Here is a 19,836-nt window from a genome sequence, read left to right as displayed (position 1 = left end):
GGCCTCAGATCGCGTTAATCGTGCCGGCTGCGAGCAACACCACCACAAGCGCGGCGAGCAACAGACGGTAGGCGACGAAGCCCGCATACGACTTCGTCTGGACGAGCTTCAAGAACCACACGATCACGCCATAGCCGACGACGAACGCAACAACCGTCGCAACGAGAGTCGGCATCGCGCCCACCTGCACCGGGCTGGTTCCCTTATCAGAGATAAGCCGGTAGAAACCCGAGCCAAGCACCGCTGGAACCGCCAAAAGGAAGGAAATCTTCGCCGCAGCCTCGCGAGTATAGCCAAGAGCCAGACCCACAGTGATCGTGCCGCCCGAACGCGAAACACCCGGGATCAACGCCATCGACTGGGCGAAACCGAGGATCACGCCGTCGCGCAGACTCATCCGCTCCAGCGGAATCGTGCGGCGCCCGAGCTTATCGGCAAGCCCGAGGAACACAGCGAAGAGGGCAAGCATGAGAGCAGTGATATAGAGGTTACGGAAGGTCGTATCGATCCACTTTTCGAGAAGCAGGCCGAGGATCACGATCGGCAACGTGCCGATAATAACGATCCAGCCCATGCGCACGTCCGGGTCCGACGTCGGCAGCCGGTTCTCCGGCGCACCGAACGGCAACGAGCGGAACCACTTCGCGATAATGCGCGTAATATCTTTCCAGAAGTAGAGGACGACGGCGGCTTCCGTACCGATCTGTGTCACGGCGGTAAACGTCACACCCGGGTCGCCTCCGAGGGACGGGAACAGTTCACCGACGATGCGCAGGTGCGCCGACGACGAAATCGGAAGGAACTCTGTTAGACCCTGGACAATGCCAAGGATAATTGCTTCAAAAATACCCACGCCGCTACAGTACCCCGCCACGTGGACGGAATCGACTAGGCTTACATGTTGTGAAGACCAAACGAATCGGCTCAAGCGGCCTCGAATGCGGACAAATCGGGCTCGGCACCCTCACCTGGGGCCGCGACACCGAAAGCGAAGAGGCCCAATCCCAGGTGTTTTCCCTGCTTGAGGCCGGAGGAAACGCGATCGACCTCTCCCCTGCCTACTCCGACGGCGCGGGGCTCGACGTGATGAGCGACATTCTGGCCTCCGGCGCGCCACGCGCAGAGCTCGCACTCATCCTTCATGCGGGAATCACTCCTGAAGGGATCAACACAGGAAGGCGGTCCCTGATCCAGTCCGTTCGTTCCTCGCTCGAACGCATGGGGACCGACTATGCCGACGTCGTCATGATCGCCGGCCCGGATCCGCTCACTCCCATCGAAGAAACGCTCCACGCTGCAGCCGATCTCGTTCGGGGCGGTTTCACGCACTATATCGGACTCGCAAACTTTCCCACGTGGCTCGCCGCGACGGCGGCGCAATATGTTGCCGACCACCAGCTCTTTCCGCTCGTGGCACTTGGTGCGCGGTACTCGCTCCTCGATCGGAGCGCGGAAGCCACAGCTTTCCTTGCGCACGCAGGGATGGGAATGTTTGCCTACGCTCCGCTTGCTGGAGGTGTGCTCACTGGCAAATATCGGCACACCATCCCTCCGACGTCGCGAGCCGCTACCGATCACCTTGCGTGGACTGTGGAGCAGCATCTGACGGATTCGCAACGTTCCTTGACCGAGGCAGTAACTCGCGCGGCTGACGGCCTCGCACGCACTCCTGCAGACGTTGCGCTCGCATGGAGCTTGATGCGGCCCGAAATCGGCGCCGTTTTCATTGGAGCGCGCACTGCCTCGCAGTTTGACCAGGCGTTAGCTCTCGATCTTTCCCCGCTCCCTGCACCCGTTGCGCAGGCGCTGGGGGAAGTTTCTCGCTAGCGCTCCTCGTCGTCGTCGAAAAAGTCCTCGTTGTCGACCTCGTCGTCAAGGTCTTCGTCGTCGGAATCGTCCTCGTCGTCGTCGAAATCGGAATCGTCGTCGTCGAAATCGGAATCGTCGTCTTCGTCGTCTTCGTCGTCGAAATCGTCCTCGTCGTCTTCCTCAAAATCGGAATCGTCGTCAAGGTCCTCGTCGTCGAAATCTTCCTCAAAATCGGAATCGTCCTCGTCGAACGTATCAAACGGGCCCTCCACGCCAAACTGACGGAAGAGCATATCGTCGTAAATCGTGTACGCGTCCGACAACGCGTTCATTGCAGTAAGGATCGCTGGCTCATCCGGATCGGACGCCGAGAGCACAGCCTCGTGGAACTCTTCGAGCGAATCGAGGAGCTGGTCAAACGCAGTCTGAGGATCAATAGCCATACCCTGAGCCTACCCTCCTCGCGCCAAAGCGCAAAAAGACTAGGCGAAATTGGACACAAAATGATGCAAAACGCGGGTTCCCCACGGCAAGGAATCTACCGGAATACGCTCGTCAACCCCGTGGAACATCGCAGGAAAATCGAATCCCTCAGGGACTCGAGTCGGTGCGAACCCATACCCGCGGATCCCGAGCTTCGATAGTGTCTTGTTGTCACTACCAGCAGAAAGCATGTACGGCAGAACAACCGCGTCTGGCTCCTCGGCCTGAACAGCGCGGATCATCGCATCAACCAGCGGCGTATGGAACGGAGCTTCAATACCGTCGTCATCGTGGAGGTACTCCGCCTCGACGCTCCCGAGGAGCTCGCGGATCCGTTCCTTCACAGCCTCCTCGGTGCCTGGAATCGCGCGCACGTCAAGTCCGCCCGTCGCCGTCTGCGGGATCACGTTCACCAAATACCCTGCATCCAACTGGGTCGGGTTCGCACCCGTGCGCAAGGTCGCACCAACGAACGTCTGTGCGGGGCCGAGCTGCTCGACCAAACGTTCGAGGCCCGCAGTGTCGTTCGGATCAAAGGGAACCCCGCTGAGGCGCGCCACTCCCTCAAGGAGCGTGCGGACGGTTGGCGTCAGCTGCAGCGGCCACTGTTCGTTGCCGATTCGCGAGAGAGCTGTCGCCAACGCGGTCACCGCATTTTGACGGTTCATTTGTGAACCGTGCCCCGCTCTCCCTCGCGCAGTAAGTCGATACCACGTCAAGGATTTCTCAGCTGTCTGTAACAAGAAAACCGGACGGCCCGCCACATACGTGTTGTATCCGCCCACCTCGGAAATGGCGTCAGTTGCGCCGGCAAAAACCTCCGGATGGTGCTCGATGAGCCATATCGAGCCCTTATGCCCACCGCGTTCCTCGTCCGCGAAGAAGCAGAAGATCAGATCGCGAGCAGGAACGAAGCCCGTGCGGGCAATATCTCGCAGCACCGCCAGCATCATGGCCACCATGTTCTTCATATCCACAGCGCCGCGGCCCCACAGATAGCCGTCCTTGATCACACCCCCAAACGGATCCACGGACCAATCAGAGGCAACTGCAGGCACGACGTCGAGGTGCCCGTGGATCACAAGCGCACCTTCGTGCACTTTTCCCGGGATGCGAACAACGACCGACGGGCGGCCCGGCTCAGACTCGAACCATTGCGGCTCGAGCCCCACTTCATGAAGCAGATCCATCACGTAGTGAGCTGCCGGAGTTTCGATCTCCCCCGGCCCGCCATGGTTTGTTGTATCAAACTGAATCAGCTTGCGCGCGATCCCGAGCGCCTCATTCGGTCCCTGCATGTCAATCGCTCCCCTCACAAAAGAAAATCCTCGGTTTCGATCGGATGTCCTGCGTCGAACTCTGCGAGCATATAGCGCACGACCTCGCGGAAATCTCCACCCGTACTGCGGAATACTTCCATCTGCCGTTGGTAGGGCGCACCAATCGCCATGATGCGCTCCACCCACTCAAGCTCGAGGCTACAACCAAGCTCCGCGGCGATCGGCGCAAGCTTGTCAACCATTCTCACGAGCACGTGTGCAACGAGCTCCTCGCGCGCACCGGCGTCGGAAATCAGAATCGCATCCATACCGTAACGCGAGGCTCGCCACTTGTTTTCACGAACGAACCAATCCGGCAACGTGGGAAGTTCCTCTCCGGCGTCGAGCATCCGAGAGAAGTACTCCACGAGGCACTGGGCGAGCGCTGCGACCATGCCGAGCTCCGCACGGTTCGTTGCCGCATCACACATCCGCAGCTCGATCGTGCCGTTCGCAGGCGACGGGCGGATATCCCAACGCACCTCATTGACCTGCTCAATCACGCCCGTGGCGACCATACCGGCGACGTACTTTTCAAAATCTTCCCACGTGAGGAACTGGTACGGGATACCTGCCGTTGGGAGCTGCTGGAACACCATCGCCCGGTTCGAGGCGTATCCCGTCACCTCCGAGTTCCAGATCGGCGACGCCGACGTCAGAGCCTGGATATGGTAGGCGCGAGTCAGCAGCGCACGGATCAGCGGCCACACCTTCGCGCGGTTGTCCACACCGACATGCACATGAGTGCCGAACAGGAGCATCTGCCGACCCCAATACTGTGTTCTGTTGACCAGTTCGGCGTACCGTTCGGAGTCGGTCACGATCTGGCTTGCAGGGTTCGAGAACGGATGTGTTCCTGCTGTGCCGAGCCGGACGCGCATGGGGTGAATGACGGGCTCGAGCACCGACGTCGAACGCGCCATGTCCTCCACACAATCACGCACATGTTCATGAGGCTCCGAAACAAACTCCACAGTATTGAGGAGCATTTCGCGGTGAATCGACGAGGTATCCGTATCAAGCGCACGCAGAGCCGTCATCACTGAATCAGCGCACTGACGCAACGCATGTGAATCGGCATCGATATATTGGAGTTCCCACTCGATGCCGAGAGTTGAGCGTGGCGACTGAGCAAATTCCATCAGGCCCTCCCATATGTTTGTGCGAAACATTCGATAATCCGAGCGCCGGCACTAACATCCACGCCGTAAGTGTTTCGGTGGATGCGGGCAGCCTCCCCAGCTTCATAATACGTGCCGCCGTAGACCGAGATACGAAGCTCCAACGAGGCTTCGTCGATCTCCGGGTGGAACTGCACGCCGTACACATTCGAACCAAACCGGAGTGCTTGCACAGGGCAATTTTTGCCCGTCGCCAGAATCGTTGCGGCATCGGCAAACGTCGTTCCGGGCACGGACAACTCTAGCGCCTCTGAATGTCCGGTATACACACGGAACGTAGGCGGCAACTGACCAAAGAGCTGGTCGGCGCGGCCGGCGTCGGTGAGCGCGACGTGAGGCGCCGAAATGTTTTCCGGGTAACGGGCGGTAGTTCTCGCGCCGCGGACGCGACCCAACCACTGCATCCCGAAACAGATACCCAATGTCGGAATGTCATTCGCGACCAGGAAATCTGAAATTACAGCGATGTTATCCTCGATACGCTCTTGAAGCGGACTCTTCGATGCGGAGAGGAAATTAAACGGCGAACCAGAGATGAAAACACCATCATAGGAATCAAGATTCGGCAGATCGCTTGCCATCTCAATTGGGATGATCGTTGCGCCGCTCATTCGGCGCACGGACGCGAGTTCATCGTCGGCAATCGGCGACGGTGGGCGATTGACCAGAAAAGCAAAACGCGACATCTCGTCTCCTGGGGTCGTCTGCATGTACAAAAGAGGGTCCTGATTGTGATCAGGACCCTCATCCGTGCGCGAGGGGGGACTTGAACCCCCACCCACTAATACGTGGACTAGCACCTCAAGCTAGCGCGTCTACCTATTCCGCCACCCGCGCAGGTGACTCGGAGTTATTAACCCCGGGCAACGAAGAAAAATCTACCACCAGATTTACGATGTGCCAAATCGAATCCCCTGTTTTTCGATGTGATGAACGCCGCTTTAGCGCAAAGTCACGTAGGGACGCCAAAAATTCACTCGTGTCTTCCTCTCTTCAACGGAGGTAGCGCAATTATGGAAGTAATCGCACAGAAATCTGGTAAGGCGTTCGGATAGCGAGCATTCCCATCGGCGTATCAGGAATGTCGCCTACGATGAGGGCATGTCAACTTTCGATTCATCCCGCCCAGAAGAACTTGTTCGTCAATTCCATGAGGTTTACAACCTCCCAATCGTTTCCGACTCCCCCAACGTCGATCGCGAACGCGTCCATATGAGGATGTCGCTCATCGCTGAAGAATTCACTGAACTAGTTGGCGCGGTGTACGGAGAGGCCGCATCAGCGATCGTCACTGACGCATTCGAGCAAGCGGTTGGCGCCGACGACGGCAACCGCGACACCGTCGCGACAGCTGACGCACTCGGTGACCTGGTGTACGTGATCTACGGCATGGCACTGGAGACGGGCATTCCAATGGCCGATGTTCTTGCAGAAATTCAGGATTCGAACCTGTCAAAGCTCGGCGCTGACGGAGCGCCCATCTACCGTGAGGATGGCAAAGTACTGAAAGGCCCGAACTTCCACGATCCTGATTTGGCGAAGGTGCTCGGTTGTCACAAAAAGATAGACGAATAGGTAACGTTGCGACGCCCCAGTGCCAGCGCATCGAAGGTACTTAGCGCCGGTGTTCCACTCACGTAAAAGTGGCGAGTTTTCGCAGTGAAAACTCGCCACTTTTACGTGAGTCAGTCGCCAGCTATTGTGCGCAACGAGCGCGCCTTCACGATTCCTCGACGATCTCCGCATCCTCGATCTGCTCTTCGATCGATGCATCAAGGATTTGTGCGGACAAAGTATCGAGACGTTTGGAGAGTTTGGCAGCTTCGGCTTTGCGCTGCTTACCCGCCATCGCCTGGAGGATCGGCAAAGCACGTTCGATCACTTCGACCTCACCGCGCCAGGCTTTGGCTCGGCGAGCCTCACCTGGATTATCTGCAGATGCGTACAGATAGGTGATTTGATCGCGAAGCACGCCGATGCGTTCTTCAAGCCCGGCGAGGGTGGCTTCACCTTTCGACTGGCGTAGCTTTCCGACGGTGGCTTTCACACGATCCAAAAGCTCAGGATTTTCTTGGGCGATCTTCTTCAATGCGGGTCCGTACTTGCGAATCAGTTCGATTGCTACTGGGCCCGCCACTGTGGCGAATTTGATGAGGCTTCCGTATTTCGACTTTGCCATTGCTGGTTCTCCTTCACTCGATCCGTGTTCCAGTTTATCGTTAGCGGAAGTCTCGTGAAGGCAGTGATACGCTCACTGCGCATTTCTCCACCCCGTCCGCCACGAGAGTCACAACACCGTCAGCTTTCTCAACCACGCCGCGCACGACAACAGCCGATTCGTTCCATTCACGAGAAAAGTGTCTCCACATGCCAGCCGAGCACAGGACGTTGAGTAGCCCTGTTTCGTCTTCGAGGTTGACAAACGTGATTCCAGAAGCTGTATGGGGACGTTGACGATGCGTGATCATCCCCGCAACTTTGATCCGTGTACCGTTGTCCACTCCCGCAACGTCGCTAATCCTCAGAACTTCTGGCGCGAGCAATGCACGAACGAACTCGACAGGATGATGGTGAACGGAGGCTCCAAGGCTCTTCACATCAGCACGAAGCTCCTCAATCCTGCTCATACGCGGAAGTTTTGGTGCACGGGCGCCGAACTCGAGGCCCGGAATCGTTGGCTGAACCTCGTTTCCATGGCGTACGGCCTGAAACGCTGTTGCGCCTGCCGCCCATATTCCTTCTCTACGACTGATTCCGAGGCTTTTGAGGGCCCCTGCCTGCGCAAGAAGCATGAGCTCTCGTTCTGTGAGCTCAGCTCTCAAAGCAAGATCAGAAATCGATTCGAATTTTCCCGAGAGTCGAGCACTGATGATGCGTTCAATTGCCTTCCCTAGTCCTGTCACATTCGTCAGTCCGAGGCGCACGCCAAGCACCGGCGAAGCATCGACAAGGGCGTGCTGAGCGACGACGCGCCGCTCACATTTTTCCACCTGAGAATGTGCGGCAGAAAAATTTACGTCAGGCTCGAGCACACTCACGCCATGACGGCGGGCATCCGCGATGAGCGTCTGAACAGAATAGAAGCCCATTGGTTGAGCTGCCAGTATGCCAGCATAAAAGCCTTCCGGATGGTGCACTTTCAACCATGCACTCGCATAGACCAGGTAAGCGAAAGAAAAAGAGTGTGACTCGGGAAATCCGAAATCAGCGAATGCCTCCAATTTTTCGTAGATGCGCTCGCTCGTTACGCGAGATATTCCGTTCTTTGCCATTCCGTCCATGAGTTGGGACCGAAGGCGCAGCATACGTTCATGGCTTCTCTTGGAGCCCATCGCTTTTCGGAGCTGATCGGCTTGACCAGGAGTAAAACCTGCCACATCGATGGCAATCTGCATCAATTGCTCCTGGAAGAGCGGCACACCGAGTGTTTTCTCGAGAGCATTTTTGAGGAGCGGATGTTCATACGTGACAGGCTCTCTCCCTCGACGCCGGTTGATATACGGGTTCACTGAATTCCCTTGAATCGGCCCGGGACGGATTAGCGCAACCTCGATCACCAGATCGTAGAATGTGCGCGGTTGTAGACGCGGCAAAGTTGCCATCTGTGCACGCGATTCCACCTGAAACACACCCACGGTATCGGCAGCACATAACAAGTCATACACTCGCTGATCATCTTGCGGAAGATTGTGAAGATTGATCGGCCGGCCATCTGTGCCAGTCACCCCACTCTCCCTGAGCGGAGTGAACGCTAGTCGCAAGGCCGTCAGCATCCCCAGGCCGAGGAGGTCAAACTTCACCAATCCGGCGTCAGCACAATCGTCTTTATCCCATTGGAGAACTGTTCGGCCAGGTTTGGTTGCCCACCCCACCGGACACACTTCGATCACCGGACGATCACAGAGCACCATCCCTCCCGAATGGATTCCGAGGTGACGCGGGAGCCGCTCAAGTTGCTGCGCAAGAGCAACAACATCTTTGGGTATCTCATGTTCTATCCCTCGGACTTCTCCACTGCGCCCGCGCATCTTTGCCCAGCGATCCGCAGCACCGACCTCATATCCAAGGGCTCGAGCAGCATCGCGAATCGCCGACTTTGGGCGATAAGTGATCACATTCGCTACCTGAGCACTGCATTCACGACCGTATCTCGCGTATACATGCTGAATGACTTCTTCGCGTCGCTTCGCCTCGATATCGAGATCAATATCAGGAGGGCCGGAACGCCCAGGTGAGAGGAACCGTTCAAAAAGCATGTGGTGACGCACGGCGTCGACAGCGGTAATCCCCAACGCGTAGCAAATCGCAGAGTTCGCTGCTGAACCTCGGCCTTGGCACCAGATACCGTTCTCCTCACAGAACTGAACGATTTCGTGAACGATCAAGAAGTACCCGGGGAAATGGCATTGCTCGATCACCTGCATCTCATGATCGATCACTTTCCATGCTGAAGGATTCTGAGCGCGCGTGCCGTACCGGCGCGTGGCTTTTTCTTCAACGAGCTTGCGTAACCACGAAGCTTCGCTTTCTCCGGCAGGCACAGGAAAGGGAGGAAGATCAGGGGCGACTAAGGCGAAGTCGAAAGCACACTCGGCCCCAATCTCCCCTGCCATATCGACGCTGCTTTCGTGATCTCGATGGATAATTCGCATCTGAGAATCTCCCATCAGCACACTCTTCCAGGAAGGGAGGAAAGGCGCAGCTGATTCAAGCGACCGGTTCGCACGTATCGCCACGAGAGCATCAGAAAGCCCAGTAGAGCGCGCGCTGTGAACATTATTCGTGGCCACAATACGCACATTTTCTCGTTCGGCGATCGCCACAAGGGCCTCATTCCGATCACGATCGAGCGGGGCAAAACCTGAGATGAGCTCCACCGCCACGTTTTCCCGCCCAAACATTCCAACCAGCTCGCTCACAGCTCGCGTAGCTTCTTCCATTGCCCAGATTCCACGTGCGGAATCGAGCGCGGATCTCACGCGCCCTTTTCGACACCCTGTCAAAATCTGCCACTGCCCAGCGCTAGCATTCGCAATATCACCGATGCCGATCAACGATTGACCTTTCGTACCTCCTGCGAGCATTCCCTCAGACAGTACCCGTGACAGCGAATGGTATCCATCAGCATCGCGCACGAGCACGACAAGATGCTCACCTTCGGGATCGATCGCTCCTGACCGTCGAGGGGAAAGCGTTGCCGCGTTTTGTGAAAAGGTTACTTCCGTGCCGATCACAGTTGACACCCCATACTCCCGAGCGGCATGAGTGAATTGAACGACTCCCGGGAACCCATCATGATCGGTCAACGCAATCGCCGATAAACCAAGTTGTGCAGCCCGCTCAACGAGTTCCGCCGGAGCAGATGCCCCGTCGAGGAACGAATAGCTCGAATGTGTATGAAGCTCCGCGTATTTCACCAGTACCTCCCTACTTGCCACCAGCGCCCACCATGACGCAAAACGAGAACTGCTCCATTACCTGTTTCGAGCTGACACCATGCGTAGAGTTCACGCTTTGCCCACCAACTGGTGTCTTGTAGCCACGGGCCTGCAAAATGCAGGATCTTGCTTTCCGTTTTTCCTCTTTGATAGACCGCGGGTGCTGGTAAAACGCACCCTTCGTCACAGATGAATTCGCCGATCTGACCAACGCTACAGGGGTGGCCTTCGCCGTCGATAAGCGTTGCAGAAAGAGGAGCATTTTCGACGCTTGTTGGCCACGGATGTGGCAACGCTCCTGGCCATGTCCCTGTGCGCACACTAGACGCTGGCTCTGACCACCCACGCAACTGGTAAGCCTCTTGCGGATACCTTCCGCCAATGAATTCAGGAACAAGCACGCTCATCTCCCCCAGAAGACTCTGGACGCGGGCGACTGCCTGCGAGATACTGCGCCCTTGTGTAGCGCTCCCGCCCCACAACTTCCCTTGATCAATCCCCAGAGGGAACAGAGAGGTGGCGCTAATAGCGACAGACACGAGTGCGGAGCGCGGAGCGTGTTCGCCGTCGCCAATCCAGCTAGCCAGTTGCCACCGAACACGGTCGACGATGTCACGTTCTGTGGGCGCCTCGATATACCACGCTCGAGCCCGTTCGCCGCCCTGCTCGGAACGCGCATTCACCAGCAATCCACGTGCAGATTTTCCGTGGTAACTGAGCTTTTCGCTGAGTTCGTGTGCCATGTGCCGCGCGATGAACGCCGCCTGCTCGATATTCGCAATCGGAGTATCGAACGTTTGTAGGACACTCACATGTTTCTCGGAACTCTGACTCTTCACAGAGAAAGAATCTTCCCCCTCAACCAGCCGGTAGGCCCATTGGGCGACCCCTCCGAAACGTGAAATCACCGCTGTTTTATCCATCGTTTTTAGTTGCCCGAGAGTTCTCACTCCGAGACCTTCCAGAGCGCTCAGATAATCAGAACATTCGCGCTCGATCCGGCCGCTGGCTGCTAATAGCCGTAAAACTCCCACCGGTTTATCGGCCAGGAACTCGTCTGCGCACTGCGGCGCCGCATCTTCCCTCGCTGCGACCACCGCACAGAGCGCGCCTTCACCAAAGCCAATGTGGGCCTCCGTGCCTGTTTCTTCCGCGATCACCCCGATCAACGCTTCTGCCAAACGTTCCTCATTCCCAGCACTCTTCACAGGCCCACGCGCCACAAAAACGAGATCTCCGCTTGAGATCACAAGGCAATTGGCAACCAGCCGATGGACGGCTTCAACCACCAACTCAAAATCAATGGCTTCGCGCTCGCGAGAACGTGGAATTGACCTCACACCGCGCATACGTACTTGCCGCGATGTCATCGCATCGCGGACACCGAGGGCTCGCGCTTGAGGATTCGCTGCTACTACTTTCCCGCCCTCAGTAACGGCCAAAGGCGTTCCCGCTTTTTCGCCGAGGTGCATTCCGGCACTCACAACAGGCCAATCAGGAATCCATACTGCACCCATCCTCATGCCCGTACCACCTCAAGCGGTGAATACCCAAAATTCGGCTTTTCGGCCCACACCCCGCGAGCATAGGAAACGCGCACATGCCCAAATTGCGAAGAAATATCGTAGTCCATCGACGAAATATGCCCGCGTCCATCACGTAAACCCTCCACAGAAGCAAGATGCATCGAGACGTTTTCGCCCTCTGGCCATCTGGGAGCAATCACGACTTTCCCTCTGGAACGCACACGCCGTTCCAAGCTCCGCGCTTGGCGGCTACTCATGCCTACTTCTCCCACGAGGAGCACATCAAAAGAATCCACAAGAGCACTGATCACCTGTGGACCAAAAGAATCCACGTGTGGGATGTACGCCAAGCGCTCGCGCTCGATGCCGCACGCATCCGTAGCAGACCAACTCACGTTACCAATTCCGACCATCGCTACCCACGCACCCGCTTGCGCCGCGGCACCGGCCAACAAGTAGGGCAACATCGGCGAACCAGATGCCACATATGCTTGGCCCTTCACAACCCCACGGGGAAACACCGCTGAGAGATAACGAGGAACGGCATACCCATCTGTGCGTGCGCTACTGATGCCGAGACGATCTTCAGCAACCGCAAGGGCCGCACGCGCAGCAGCGAGCTTGGCATTCATTCCCTCTCCCTTCTCTCGAACACTTGTTCGATAACTATCTTATGGAGGGGTATGACAAAAAATCGAGATCATTTTTCCGCCCGCCACACAGATCGGCGAAAATTCGAAGAAAAATACCCACGTGAGATACATTATTTCACGTGCTACATTTCATTTTTCACGAACCAAAGATCCCAGGAAACACGGGAAACGCTATCCGACTTGCCGCCTGTACCGGCGCACGCCTCCATCTCGTGGAGCCCCTCGCATTCGATTTTTCGGACACGCACCTCAAGCGGGCAGGGCTCGATTACCACGACCTCGCCGATGTCGTCATCCACCCAAACTGGGAGGAAACAAAACAATATTTCGGCGACGAAGCACGTATCTTCGCTTTCACTTCGCACACCGACAACAACTTCGCGTCTGTCAGTTATCGCGACGACGACGTACTCCTGTTTGGTTCAGAGCCAACGGGTCTCCCCCAGTCAGTCCTCGACGACGCACGCATTACGTCTCTCCTGCGAATCCCGATGCTCGAGGGGCGAAGGTCGCTCAACCTCGCAAACTCTGCTTCGATCGCAGTCTATGAAGCGTGGCGACAGCTCGGTTACCAAGGCTCTGCACTCTTTGGGAATTAAAACCCTTCGCATCCCCACTCTGACCTGCGAAAATGTGATTTAGGTGAGTGCGGGGTATACCCCGCACTCACCTCGTGAAGCGGCGTTCACAATGGCCGGGTGACCGATGTACCTGAATCTGACCGTATCCTTGCATCAACTCTGGCAAAAACGATCGCCCGCCGTCGTAAGGAACTGGGTCTCACCCAAGAAGAAGTTGCTCTACAAGCGGGCCTGGACCGCCGCACCTACCAAGATCTCGAATACGCGCGTTCCGATCACAAGAGCAATAAGCCCGCTAATCCTCGGCTCACTACGCTCATTCGCCTCACCCGCGTGCTTGGTTGCGATGTGCAAGATCTCATTGGCGACGCCGAAGTCGCCTATAACGAGGCAGAAGAAACCTTCGGCCCCACCGAGTACCGAAAGTACAACTGAGCCTTACCGGCGTCGGAGTTCCCATGCGGCCAGCGCGCCGGCAGCTGCAACGTTCAACGAGTCCACGCCATGCGCCATCGGAATAATCACCGAATAGTCTGCGCTCGCGATCGTGCGCGACGACAGACCGTCACCTTCGGTCCCCAAAATCAGCGCAACTTTGGATTCCGGATCACGGACCGATTCGAGGGCTGAGAATTCGTCGATCGCAAGAGCGTCGTCACGAAGCGCAAGCGACGCCGTAATCCAGCCGGTGTCTTTCAGCTGTGAAATCGAGCGTGGCCAGTCTTCAATGCGTGTCCATGGAACTTGAAAAACGGTCCCCATCGAAACGCGAACGGCGCGCCGATAGAGCGGGTCTGAGCACGTGGGCGTGGCAAGCACGGCATCGATGTTCAGCGCCGCAGCGCTGCGGAACACGGCCCCCACGTTGGTGTGATTCACGAGGTTTTCCAAGACCAGAATCCTGTGCGCTCCCTCCAGTACCTTTTCGACGGAAGGCAGCTCGGGACGGTTAAAGGCCGCCAGGGCACCCCGGTGCACGTGGAATCCCGTCAGTTCCTCCATAAGCACGTCACTCGCAACAAACACAGGAACCTCACCACCGTCATCGAAGCCCGTCGCTTGTGCGATGACTGGCTCAATCACGGGAAGGAACTTCGGCGCAGTGAGAAAAGAACGCGGCGTGTGGCCGCCGGCTACGGCACGCGTCATCACTTTGTCGCCCTCTGCCATGTACAGCCCGCGTTCGGTTTCGAGTTTGCGCCGAAGGGCGACGTCGGTGAGGCGGGTGTAGTCTTCCAGACGCGGATCGTCGAGCGAGTCGATCGGTACGAACACGGTGTTCTCCTCAGTGGTGGCCACAAAAATATCGGGGGCGCAAAATGTGCGCCCCCGATATTTTACGCGTGTTTAGGCGTTAGGGTCGTTCGGAGCCTGCCCGAGTGCAGCGTCTGGATCGAACGGGGAACCGGACGCTGTTCCAGATGCCTCCGCCTCGTTCGACGCCTTCGACGCCTGTGAACGGGCATCGGCGAGCGCCTCGTCGATATCCTGGAGCGCCGTGGCACCGAGCGTGTCCGAGAGCCCTTCGCCGTCGCGAAGATCTGCGCTGGCGCCTGCCTCGCCGAAGCCCGCGAAGCCCTTCGATACCGAATCGAGAGCAGCCGTCAGCTCTGTGGGAACGATCCACAACTTCGACGACGACGAGTTCGCGATCTGCGGCAACATCTTCAGGTACTCGTACGAGAGTAGCTTCGGATCGGCGTTGCCGCGGTGGATAGCGTCGAAGACCTGCAAAATAGCGCGCGATTCGCCTTGTGCCTTGAGGATCGTCGCTTGCGCTTGGCCCTCGGCTCGCAAAATCGCAGACTGCTTTTCGCCCTCAGCGGTGAGAATCTCGGACTGCTTGACACCCTCAGCGGTGAGGATCGCGGCGCGGCGGTCTCGTTCTGCCTTCATCTGCTGCTCCATCGCAGACTGGACGGTTGCCGGCGGGTCGATCGCCTTGAGCTCCACGCGGGACACGCGGATTCCCCATCGGCCGGTCGCCTCGTCGAGGACGCCACGCAGTTGCCCGTTGATCTGGTCTCGCCCGGTCAGAGCCTGCTCCATATCCATCGAGCCGATGATGTTACGCAGCGTGGTGACTGCGAGCTGCTCGATCGCCTGGAGCGGGTTCGCGATCTCGTAAGTGGCCCACTGCGGCTGGGTCACCTGGTAGTAGATGACTGTGTCGATGGAGACCACGATGTTGTCAGAGGTAATTACCGACTGCGGCGGGAACGAGACCACCTGCTCGCGCATGTCGATACGCTGGCGCACCGAATCGATGAACGGCACAAGGAAATGAAGACCTGGGGTCAGAACAGTGTGGAACTTGCCCAGGCGTTCCACAATCACGGTGTGGCCTTGATGAACCTGGATGACGGCCTTGAACACCACGACAATCGCCAACACGACGATCGCGATGAGCAGGATAGTTCCAATATTTGCGATGGGAGGCATGAGGTACCCTCTCTCAATTAATTACGCCGACGCCGGTGACACGATGAGCGTCGCTCCGTGCACCGACACGACTCGGACTTGCGTATTCACAGGAATCTCGCCGTCGAGCGCTCGAGCGCTCCAGACTTCGCCATTGATCTTGACTTGACCGGCGTCTGAAGTGACGCGAGTGAGCGTGTTGGCGTTTTTTCCTTCAAGTGCGTAGACGTTCGACTCGAGCTGCTTGTCTTTCGAAAAATAGTTCCTAAAGTATGGCCGAACGAAGATGAGACCCAATACTGCAACGATTGCCGCCACCACGATTTGTGGCGCGAGTGCGTCCGTTGCGAGAGCTGTGACGACGCCAGCGAGCGCGCCAGCGGCGATCATCAGGAACGTGAAATCGACGACGAGGGCCTCGATGATCACGAGAACCACTGCGATGAGTGCCCAGATAATCGGTGACATGTTATTCCTATCGTGCGGTTGCGGTAAAGCGTCCGCCACTTGTGTGTAGCTGAATGGGCAGACCGAAGACGTTAGACAGGTTCTGTTCAGTCAAAGTCGACGAGATGGGGCCACTGGCCGCTACCTTCCCCTCTTTGAGGAGCAGAGCATGGGTGAAGCCTGCAGGGATCTCTTCGACATGGTGAGTAACGAGAACCATCACGGGTGCTCCGTTTTCGGACGCGAGCGAAGACAGGCTCGACATGAGGTGCTCTCGGCCTGCCAAATCGAGTCCGGCTGCTGGCTCGTCGAGAATGAGGATCTCGGGGTTGGGCATGAGCGCTCTCGCCGTAGCAACGCGCTTGCGCTCTCCTGAAGAAAGCGTCCGGTACTCTCGATCGGCAAGCTCGCCAACTCCGAGGAGTGAAAGCAGCGACGCGGCTCGATCCGTATCTTCCGTTTCGTATGATTCGCGCCAACTGACGGTTTTCCCCCACGCAGCGGTACGCACGACGTCGAGGACTTTCTCAGTTGCGGGGATCTTGGCGTCAAGCGCCGCTGAGGCAAGCCCGATCAGTGGCTGGATTTCCTCGGCAGAAACCTCGGCGAGATCCTCACCGATTACAGACACTGAGCCACTCGTTGGGAAAAGACGCCCCGCCAAAAGCTGAATTAGCGTGGTTTTTCCCGCGCCGTTCGGGCCGAGAACAACCCAACGTTCGCCCTCGTTGAGCCCCCAGCTAACGTTGCTGAGAATTTCTGCGCCCGAGCGCACGACCGATACGTTTGCAACTTCGCATACATCACCCATGGCTCAAGAGTAGCCGATTGTGGAACCTTTCAGGAATGCGAAGCTACGACGTCGGTATATAGTTTCATGGTCTGTTCGCCGATGGCGTGCCATGCGAAGTGTTCTTCTACCCGACTCCGGCCCGCGGCTCCCATCTGCGCAGCTCGTTGCGGGTCAGTGACCATTGCTTGGAGTGCTTCACCGAGGGCGCGTTCGAACGCAGGCGGATCGAGTGGAGTGCCAGTTCCATCGTCCAATTGCTCGATATCGACGAGGAGGCCGGTTTCGCCGTGGACGATACAGTCGGGGATCCCCCCGGTATTGGTGCCGACGACGGGCAGGCCCACACCCATTGCCTCGAGATTCACGATTCCCAGCGGTTCGTAGATCGACGGCGTGACGAAGGTGGTCGAGCAAGATTCGAGGGCGACAATATCCGTATGCGGAAGGTGTTCGTCGATCCACACCACTCCTTCGCGTTCGCGTTGAAGCTCTTCGACGAGAGAGCGCGTTTCCTTCGCGATCTCAGGCGTATCGGGCGCTCCAGCGAGAAGGAGCACCTGCACACCAAGATCCACATACTTGAGTGCGCGCAGGAGGTACGGCACACCCTTTTGTCGGGTGATCCTGCCAACGAACACGATCGTGGGCCGCTCAGGGTCCAGGCCTGTCGCACGGAATCGTTCCCGCGCGGCCACCCATTCCTCCTGCGTTTGAGGCGCCTTCCAGGCATCAAGATCAATGCCGTTGTGGATCACGTGCACGCTTTCTTCACGAACCGCCGGATAGACGCGCAGGATATCCTCCTTCATCGCGTTCGAGACGGCGATGATCGCATCCGCACTCTCGTAGGCAGTTCGCTCCATCCAACTCGAAACCTGATAACCACCTCCGAGCTGTTCGCGCTTCCATGGCCGCAACGGTTCCAACGAGTGTGCAGAGATTACGTGAGGCACGCCGTAGAGCAACTTGGCCAGATGGCCTGCCATGTTCGCATACCAGGTGTGAGAGTGTACGATATCCGCACCCTCGGCGCCTGCAACCATTTCAAGATCGACGCCGAGGGAACCGATTGCGCTGTTTGCCTGCGAAAGTTCCGCCACGGCGTCGTAACCGTGCACAGTCACCCCCGGCACTGACGTCGGACGGGGGCCGTCGAACGCGTGAACATGTACATCCGCATGCAACGCCAGAACCCGTGAAAGTTCCGTCACGTGCACACCCGCTCCCCCGTACACGTGTGGCGGAAACTCGCGAGAAAACAGATCGACTCTCATGACACTCCTTCGTTGATGTCTCCAGTCTAACGAGGTAGAAGGTTCACCATGCGAGTTTTCTACACGGCTCGGTCAAATTGTCGCTAAAGTAAGAACCATGAGAAATACACCTTCTGTGCTTGCAATGGTGCTGGCTGGAGGGGAAGGCAAAAGGCTCATGCCCCTCACCCGTGATCGCGCAAAGCCAGCTGTTCCTTTCGGCGGTATCTACCGGCTTATCGATTTTGCCTTGTCGAATATTGTCAACTCGGGCTACCTGCGAACGGTCGTTCTGACCCAATATAAATCGCACTCGCTCGACCGTCATATCTCACAGACGTGGCGCATGTCGAACCTGCTCGGAAACTATATTGCGCCAGTACCAGCCCAGCAGCGCCGCGGTAAGCAGTGGTACCTCGGAAGCGCTGACGCCATCTACCAGTCGCTCAACACGCTTGAGGACGAACACCCCGAGTATGTCCTCATCACGGGAGCAGACAATATCTACCGCTTCGATTTCGAGCAAATGGTGCGCCAGCACATCGAATCGGGCGTGGGCTTGACGGTTGCCGGCATCCGTCAACCCAAAGAGATGTCGAAAAGCTTTGGCGTGATCGAAACCGATCCAAACAATCCGCACAAGGTCGCACAGTTCCTCGAGAAGCCTGCCCACTGCGACGGTCTGCCAGATTCCCCCGGCGAAATCCTTGCCTCGATGGGGAACTACGTGATGACCACTTCTGCTCTCATCGAGGCGATGCACGCCGACGCCCAAGATGATTCCTCCGCGCACGATATGGGCGGCAATATTGTCCCCATGTTCGTCAACAACAATGACTGCGGAGTGTACGACTTCACGTTCAACGAGGTTCCCGGAACCTCCGAACGTGATCGCAACTATTGGCGCGACGTTGGCACTATCGATTCTTTCTACGAGGCAAACATGGATCTCGTTGCAGTCAACCCCGTGTTCAATCTCTACAACAGGCAGTGGCCGCTTCTGACCGGTTACACTGGCCTGCCTCCGGCAAAGTTCGTCTACGGCCATTATGAGCGTATGGGGCACGCGATCGATTCGATCATCTCCCCGGGTGTGATCATCTCTGGAGGCGAAGTGCACGGCTCCGTACTTTCGCCGTACGTTCGAGTGAACTCGTGGGCAGAAGTGCGCGATTCAGTGATTTTCGCAAACGCGAATATCGGACGTAACGCCACTCTCAACAGGGTCATTCTCGATAAGAATGTTGTGATCGATGAGGGAGTCTCAATCGGACTGGATCACGAATATGATCGCGCTCGTGGCTTTGTGGTGTCTGATTCGGGCGTAGTTGTCGTTCCCAAGGGTGCGCACGTCACCCGGTGATCACTCAATGTCGTGGTGGGAGGGAGGATTTTTCTCCCTCCCACCACGACATCGCACCACTGACATCAATATTTCCTGGGCTTCCACAGGTCATTGACCTGCACACCACGCATATCGAGCCCTGCCCACGTCGATCCGAATTCGAGCACTGCAACCTGAGACGGCCAGAATCCGCGCCCCGCCTCGCGTCCCAGCGGCGTCGCTCCGTTGGAGAGCAAAGCGGTTAGGCCAGAAACGGTCGGCTCGTGCCCGAGCAGGAGCACGGACGACACGGACGGCACTACCTCTTGCAGCAGTTCCAGAGCGCCGTACTGCCCGGCTGTGTAGAGATCATCGTCAAAATGAACGTCGCCGAAAACTCCGCCTGCTGAAACGATCCCTTCAAAAGTTTGCCGCGTACGAACAGCACCCGAAACGATCGCCAAATCTACAGGCCCGGCCAGCGCAAAACGCGCACCGGCGTCGGCGGCCTGGCTCCGCCCAAGTTCGGTCAGATCTCGCACCTTATCCGGACTTCCGTGGCCAGCCTGCGCATGGCGCATAATATACAGCGTTCTCATAGCATCAAT

20 protein-coding genes and 1 tRNA gene are annotated in these 19,836 nt (G+C 57.5%); 5 read left to right on the top strand and 16 right to left on the bottom strand.

All coding sequences use genetic code 11. The features are described from left to right. Positions 1–4: 4 nt before the first annotated feature. Positions 5–853: an undecaprenyl-diphosphate phosphatase gene (locus P8A24_RS04435; protein WP_278060128.1), complete on the bottom strand. Its 849-nt coding sequence runs from the start codon at positions 851–853 to the stop codon at positions 5–7. Positions 854–903: 50 nt separating this feature from the next. On the opposite strand from P8A24_RS04435, the gene P8A24_RS04430 reads away from it, so the two are divergent. Next, positions 904–1,827 carry an aldo/keto reductase gene (locus P8A24_RS04430; protein ID WP_278060127.1) on the top strand — a complete coding sequence of 308 codons (924 nt, stop codon included), beginning with the start codon at positions 904–906 and terminating at the stop codon, positions 1,825–1,827. Here the strand turns inward: P8A24_RS04430 and P8A24_RS04425 are convergent. From P8A24_RS04425 to P8A24_RS04405, 5 genes are all read right to left on the bottom strand, one after another. Continuing rightward, positions 1,824–2,252: a hypothetical protein gene (locus P8A24_RS04425; RefSeq protein WP_278060126.1), complete on the bottom strand. Its 429-nt coding sequence runs from the start codon at positions 2,250–2,252 to the stop codon at positions 1,824–1,826. The two genes, P8A24_RS04430 and P8A24_RS04425, sit on opposite strands and share 4 nt — an antisense overlap. A 39-nt stretch (positions 2,253–2,291) precedes the next feature. After that, positions 2,292–3,590 (bottom strand): M20/M25/M40 family metallo-hydrolase, encoded by a 1,299-nt coding sequence (locus tag P8A24_RS04420; protein WP_278060125.1) that lies wholly within the window; start codon positions 3,588–3,590, stop codon positions 2,292–2,294. A gap of 14 nt (positions 3,591–3,604) precedes the next feature. After that, positions 3,605–4,753: a glutamate--cysteine ligase gene (locus tag P8A24_RS04415; RefSeq protein ID WP_278060123.1), complete on the bottom strand. Its 1,149-nt coding sequence runs from the start codon at positions 4,751–4,753 to the stop codon at positions 3,605–3,607. After that, positions 4,753–5,478, bottom strand: a complete 726-nt coding sequence (locus P8A24_RS04410; RefSeq protein ID WP_278060121.1) for a glutamine amidotransferase-related protein — start codon at positions 5,476–5,478, stop codon at positions 4,753–4,755. The genes P8A24_RS04415 and P8A24_RS04410 overlap by 1 nt, the downstream gene beginning before the upstream one ends. 65 nt (positions 5,479–5,543) lie before the next feature. Further along, positions 5,544–5,629: transfer RNA gene (locus P8A24_RS04405), tRNA-Leu, on the bottom strand. 264 nt (positions 5,630–5,893) lie between these two features. On the opposite strand from P8A24_RS04405, the gene P8A24_RS04400 reads away from it, so the two are divergent. Further along, positions 5,894–6,367, top strand: a complete 474-nt coding sequence (locus P8A24_RS04400) for a pyrophosphohydrolase domain-containing protein (RefSeq protein WP_370870574.1) — start codon at positions 5,894–5,896, stop codon at positions 6,365–6,367. A gap of 145 nt (positions 6,368–6,512) precedes the next feature. Here the strand turns inward: P8A24_RS04400 and P8A24_RS04395 are convergent, their stop codons facing one another. From P8A24_RS04395 to P8A24_RS04380, 4 genes are read right to left on the bottom strand one after another with little or no spacing between them, the layout of a single operon-like run. Further along, positions 6,513–6,971, bottom strand: a complete 459-nt coding sequence (locus tag P8A24_RS04395; RefSeq protein ID WP_278060120.1) for a hypothetical protein — start codon at positions 6,969–6,971, stop codon at positions 6,513–6,515. A gap of 40 nt (positions 6,972–7,011) precedes the next feature. Continuing rightward, on the bottom strand, positions 7,012–10,209 hold the full coding sequence (locus P8A24_RS04390) for an error-prone DNA polymerase (RefSeq protein ID WP_278060117.1): 3,198 nt from the start codon (positions 10,207–10,209) through the stop codon (positions 7,012–7,014). Continuing rightward, entirely contained in the window at positions 10,206–11,753 is a 1,548-nt protein-coding gene (locus tag P8A24_RS04385; protein ID WP_278060115.1) for a DNA polymerase Y family protein, read from the bottom strand. Before P8A24_RS04385 ends, P8A24_RS04390 begins: the two co-directional genes overlap by 4 nt. Continuing rightward, entirely contained in the window at positions 11,750–12,388 is a 639-nt protein-coding gene (locus P8A24_RS04380) for a hypothetical protein (RefSeq protein ID WP_278060114.1), read from the bottom strand. The genes P8A24_RS04385 and P8A24_RS04380 overlap by 4 nt, the downstream gene beginning before the upstream one ends. Before the next feature lie 140 nt (positions 12,389–12,528). Here P8A24_RS04380 and P8A24_RS04375 point away from each other — a divergent pair, with 140 nt between their 5' ends. Together P8A24_RS04375 and P8A24_RS04370 are read left to right on the top strand one after the other, a co-directional pair. Further along, entirely contained in the window at positions 12,529–13,008 is a 480-nt protein-coding gene (locus P8A24_RS04375; protein WP_278060112.1) for a tRNA (cytidine(34)-2'-O)-methyltransferase, read from the top strand. A gap of 99 nt (positions 13,009–13,107) precedes the next feature. Next, the gene (locus tag P8A24_RS04370; RefSeq protein WP_278060109.1) at positions 13,108–13,425 is read left to right on the top strand and encodes a helix-turn-helix transcriptional regulator; all 318 of its coding nucleotides are present in this window, start codon (positions 13,108–13,110) and stop codon (positions 13,423–13,425) included. Between the two features lie 3 nt (positions 13,426–13,428). Here P8A24_RS04370 and P8A24_RS04365 read toward each other — a convergent pair whose 3' ends face one another. The 5 genes from P8A24_RS04365 to glgA form a co-directional block, all read right to left on the bottom strand. Beyond that, positions 13,429–14,265, bottom strand: a complete 837-nt coding sequence (locus tag P8A24_RS04365; protein WP_278060107.1) for a TrmH family RNA methyltransferase — start codon at positions 14,263–14,265, stop codon at positions 13,429–13,431. 72 nt (positions 14,266–14,337) lie between these two features. Next, a complete protein-coding gene (locus P8A24_RS04360; RefSeq protein ID WP_278060104.1) occupies positions 14,338–15,432 on the bottom strand; it encodes an SPFH domain-containing protein in 1,095 nt (364 codons plus the stop codon). 21 nt (positions 15,433–15,453) lie between these two features. Next, positions 15,454–15,879 (bottom strand): NfeD family protein, encoded by a 426-nt coding sequence (locus P8A24_RS04355; RefSeq protein ID WP_278060102.1) that lies wholly within the window; start codon positions 15,877–15,879, stop codon positions 15,454–15,456. 7 nt (positions 15,880–15,886) lie between these two features. Then, positions 15,887–16,669 (bottom strand): ABC transporter ATP-binding protein, encoded by a 783-nt coding sequence (locus tag P8A24_RS04350; RefSeq protein ID WP_278060100.1) that lies wholly within the window; start codon positions 16,667–16,669, stop codon positions 15,887–15,889. Positions 16,670–16,698: 29 nt separating this feature from the next. Continuing rightward, positions 16,699–17,925 (bottom strand): glycogen synthase, encoded by a 1,227-nt coding sequence (gene glgA, locus P8A24_RS04345; RefSeq protein ID WP_278060098.1) that lies wholly within the window; start codon positions 17,923–17,925, stop codon positions 16,699–16,701. Between the two features lie 97 nt (positions 17,926–18,022). Between glgA and glgC the strand changes: the two genes are divergently transcribed. Continuing rightward, the gene (glgC, locus tag P8A24_RS04340; protein WP_278060096.1) at positions 18,023–19,267 is read left to right on the top strand and encodes a glucose-1-phosphate adenylyltransferase; all 1,245 of its coding nucleotides are present in this window, start codon (positions 18,023–18,025) and stop codon (positions 19,265–19,267) included. Positions 19,268–19,332: 65 nt separating this feature from the next. Here the strand turns inward: glgC and P8A24_RS04335 are convergent, their stop codons facing one another. Then, positions 19,333–19,827 carry a SixA phosphatase family protein gene (locus P8A24_RS04335; protein ID WP_278060094.1) on the bottom strand — a complete coding sequence of 165 codons (495 nt, stop codon included), beginning with the start codon at positions 19,825–19,827 and terminating at the stop codon, positions 19,333–19,335. Positions 19,828–19,836: the final 9 nt, after the last annotated feature.

Origin of the sequence: Arcanobacterium wilhelmae (genome assembly GCF_029632765.1) — a bacterium.
Taxonomy (GTDB): domain Bacteria; phylum Actinomycetota; class Actinomycetes; order Actinomycetales; family Actinomycetaceae; genus Arcanobacterium; species Arcanobacterium wilhelmae.
Note: the sequence above shows the minus strand (reverse complement) of the source record. Positions and strands in the feature narration are given on the sequence as shown.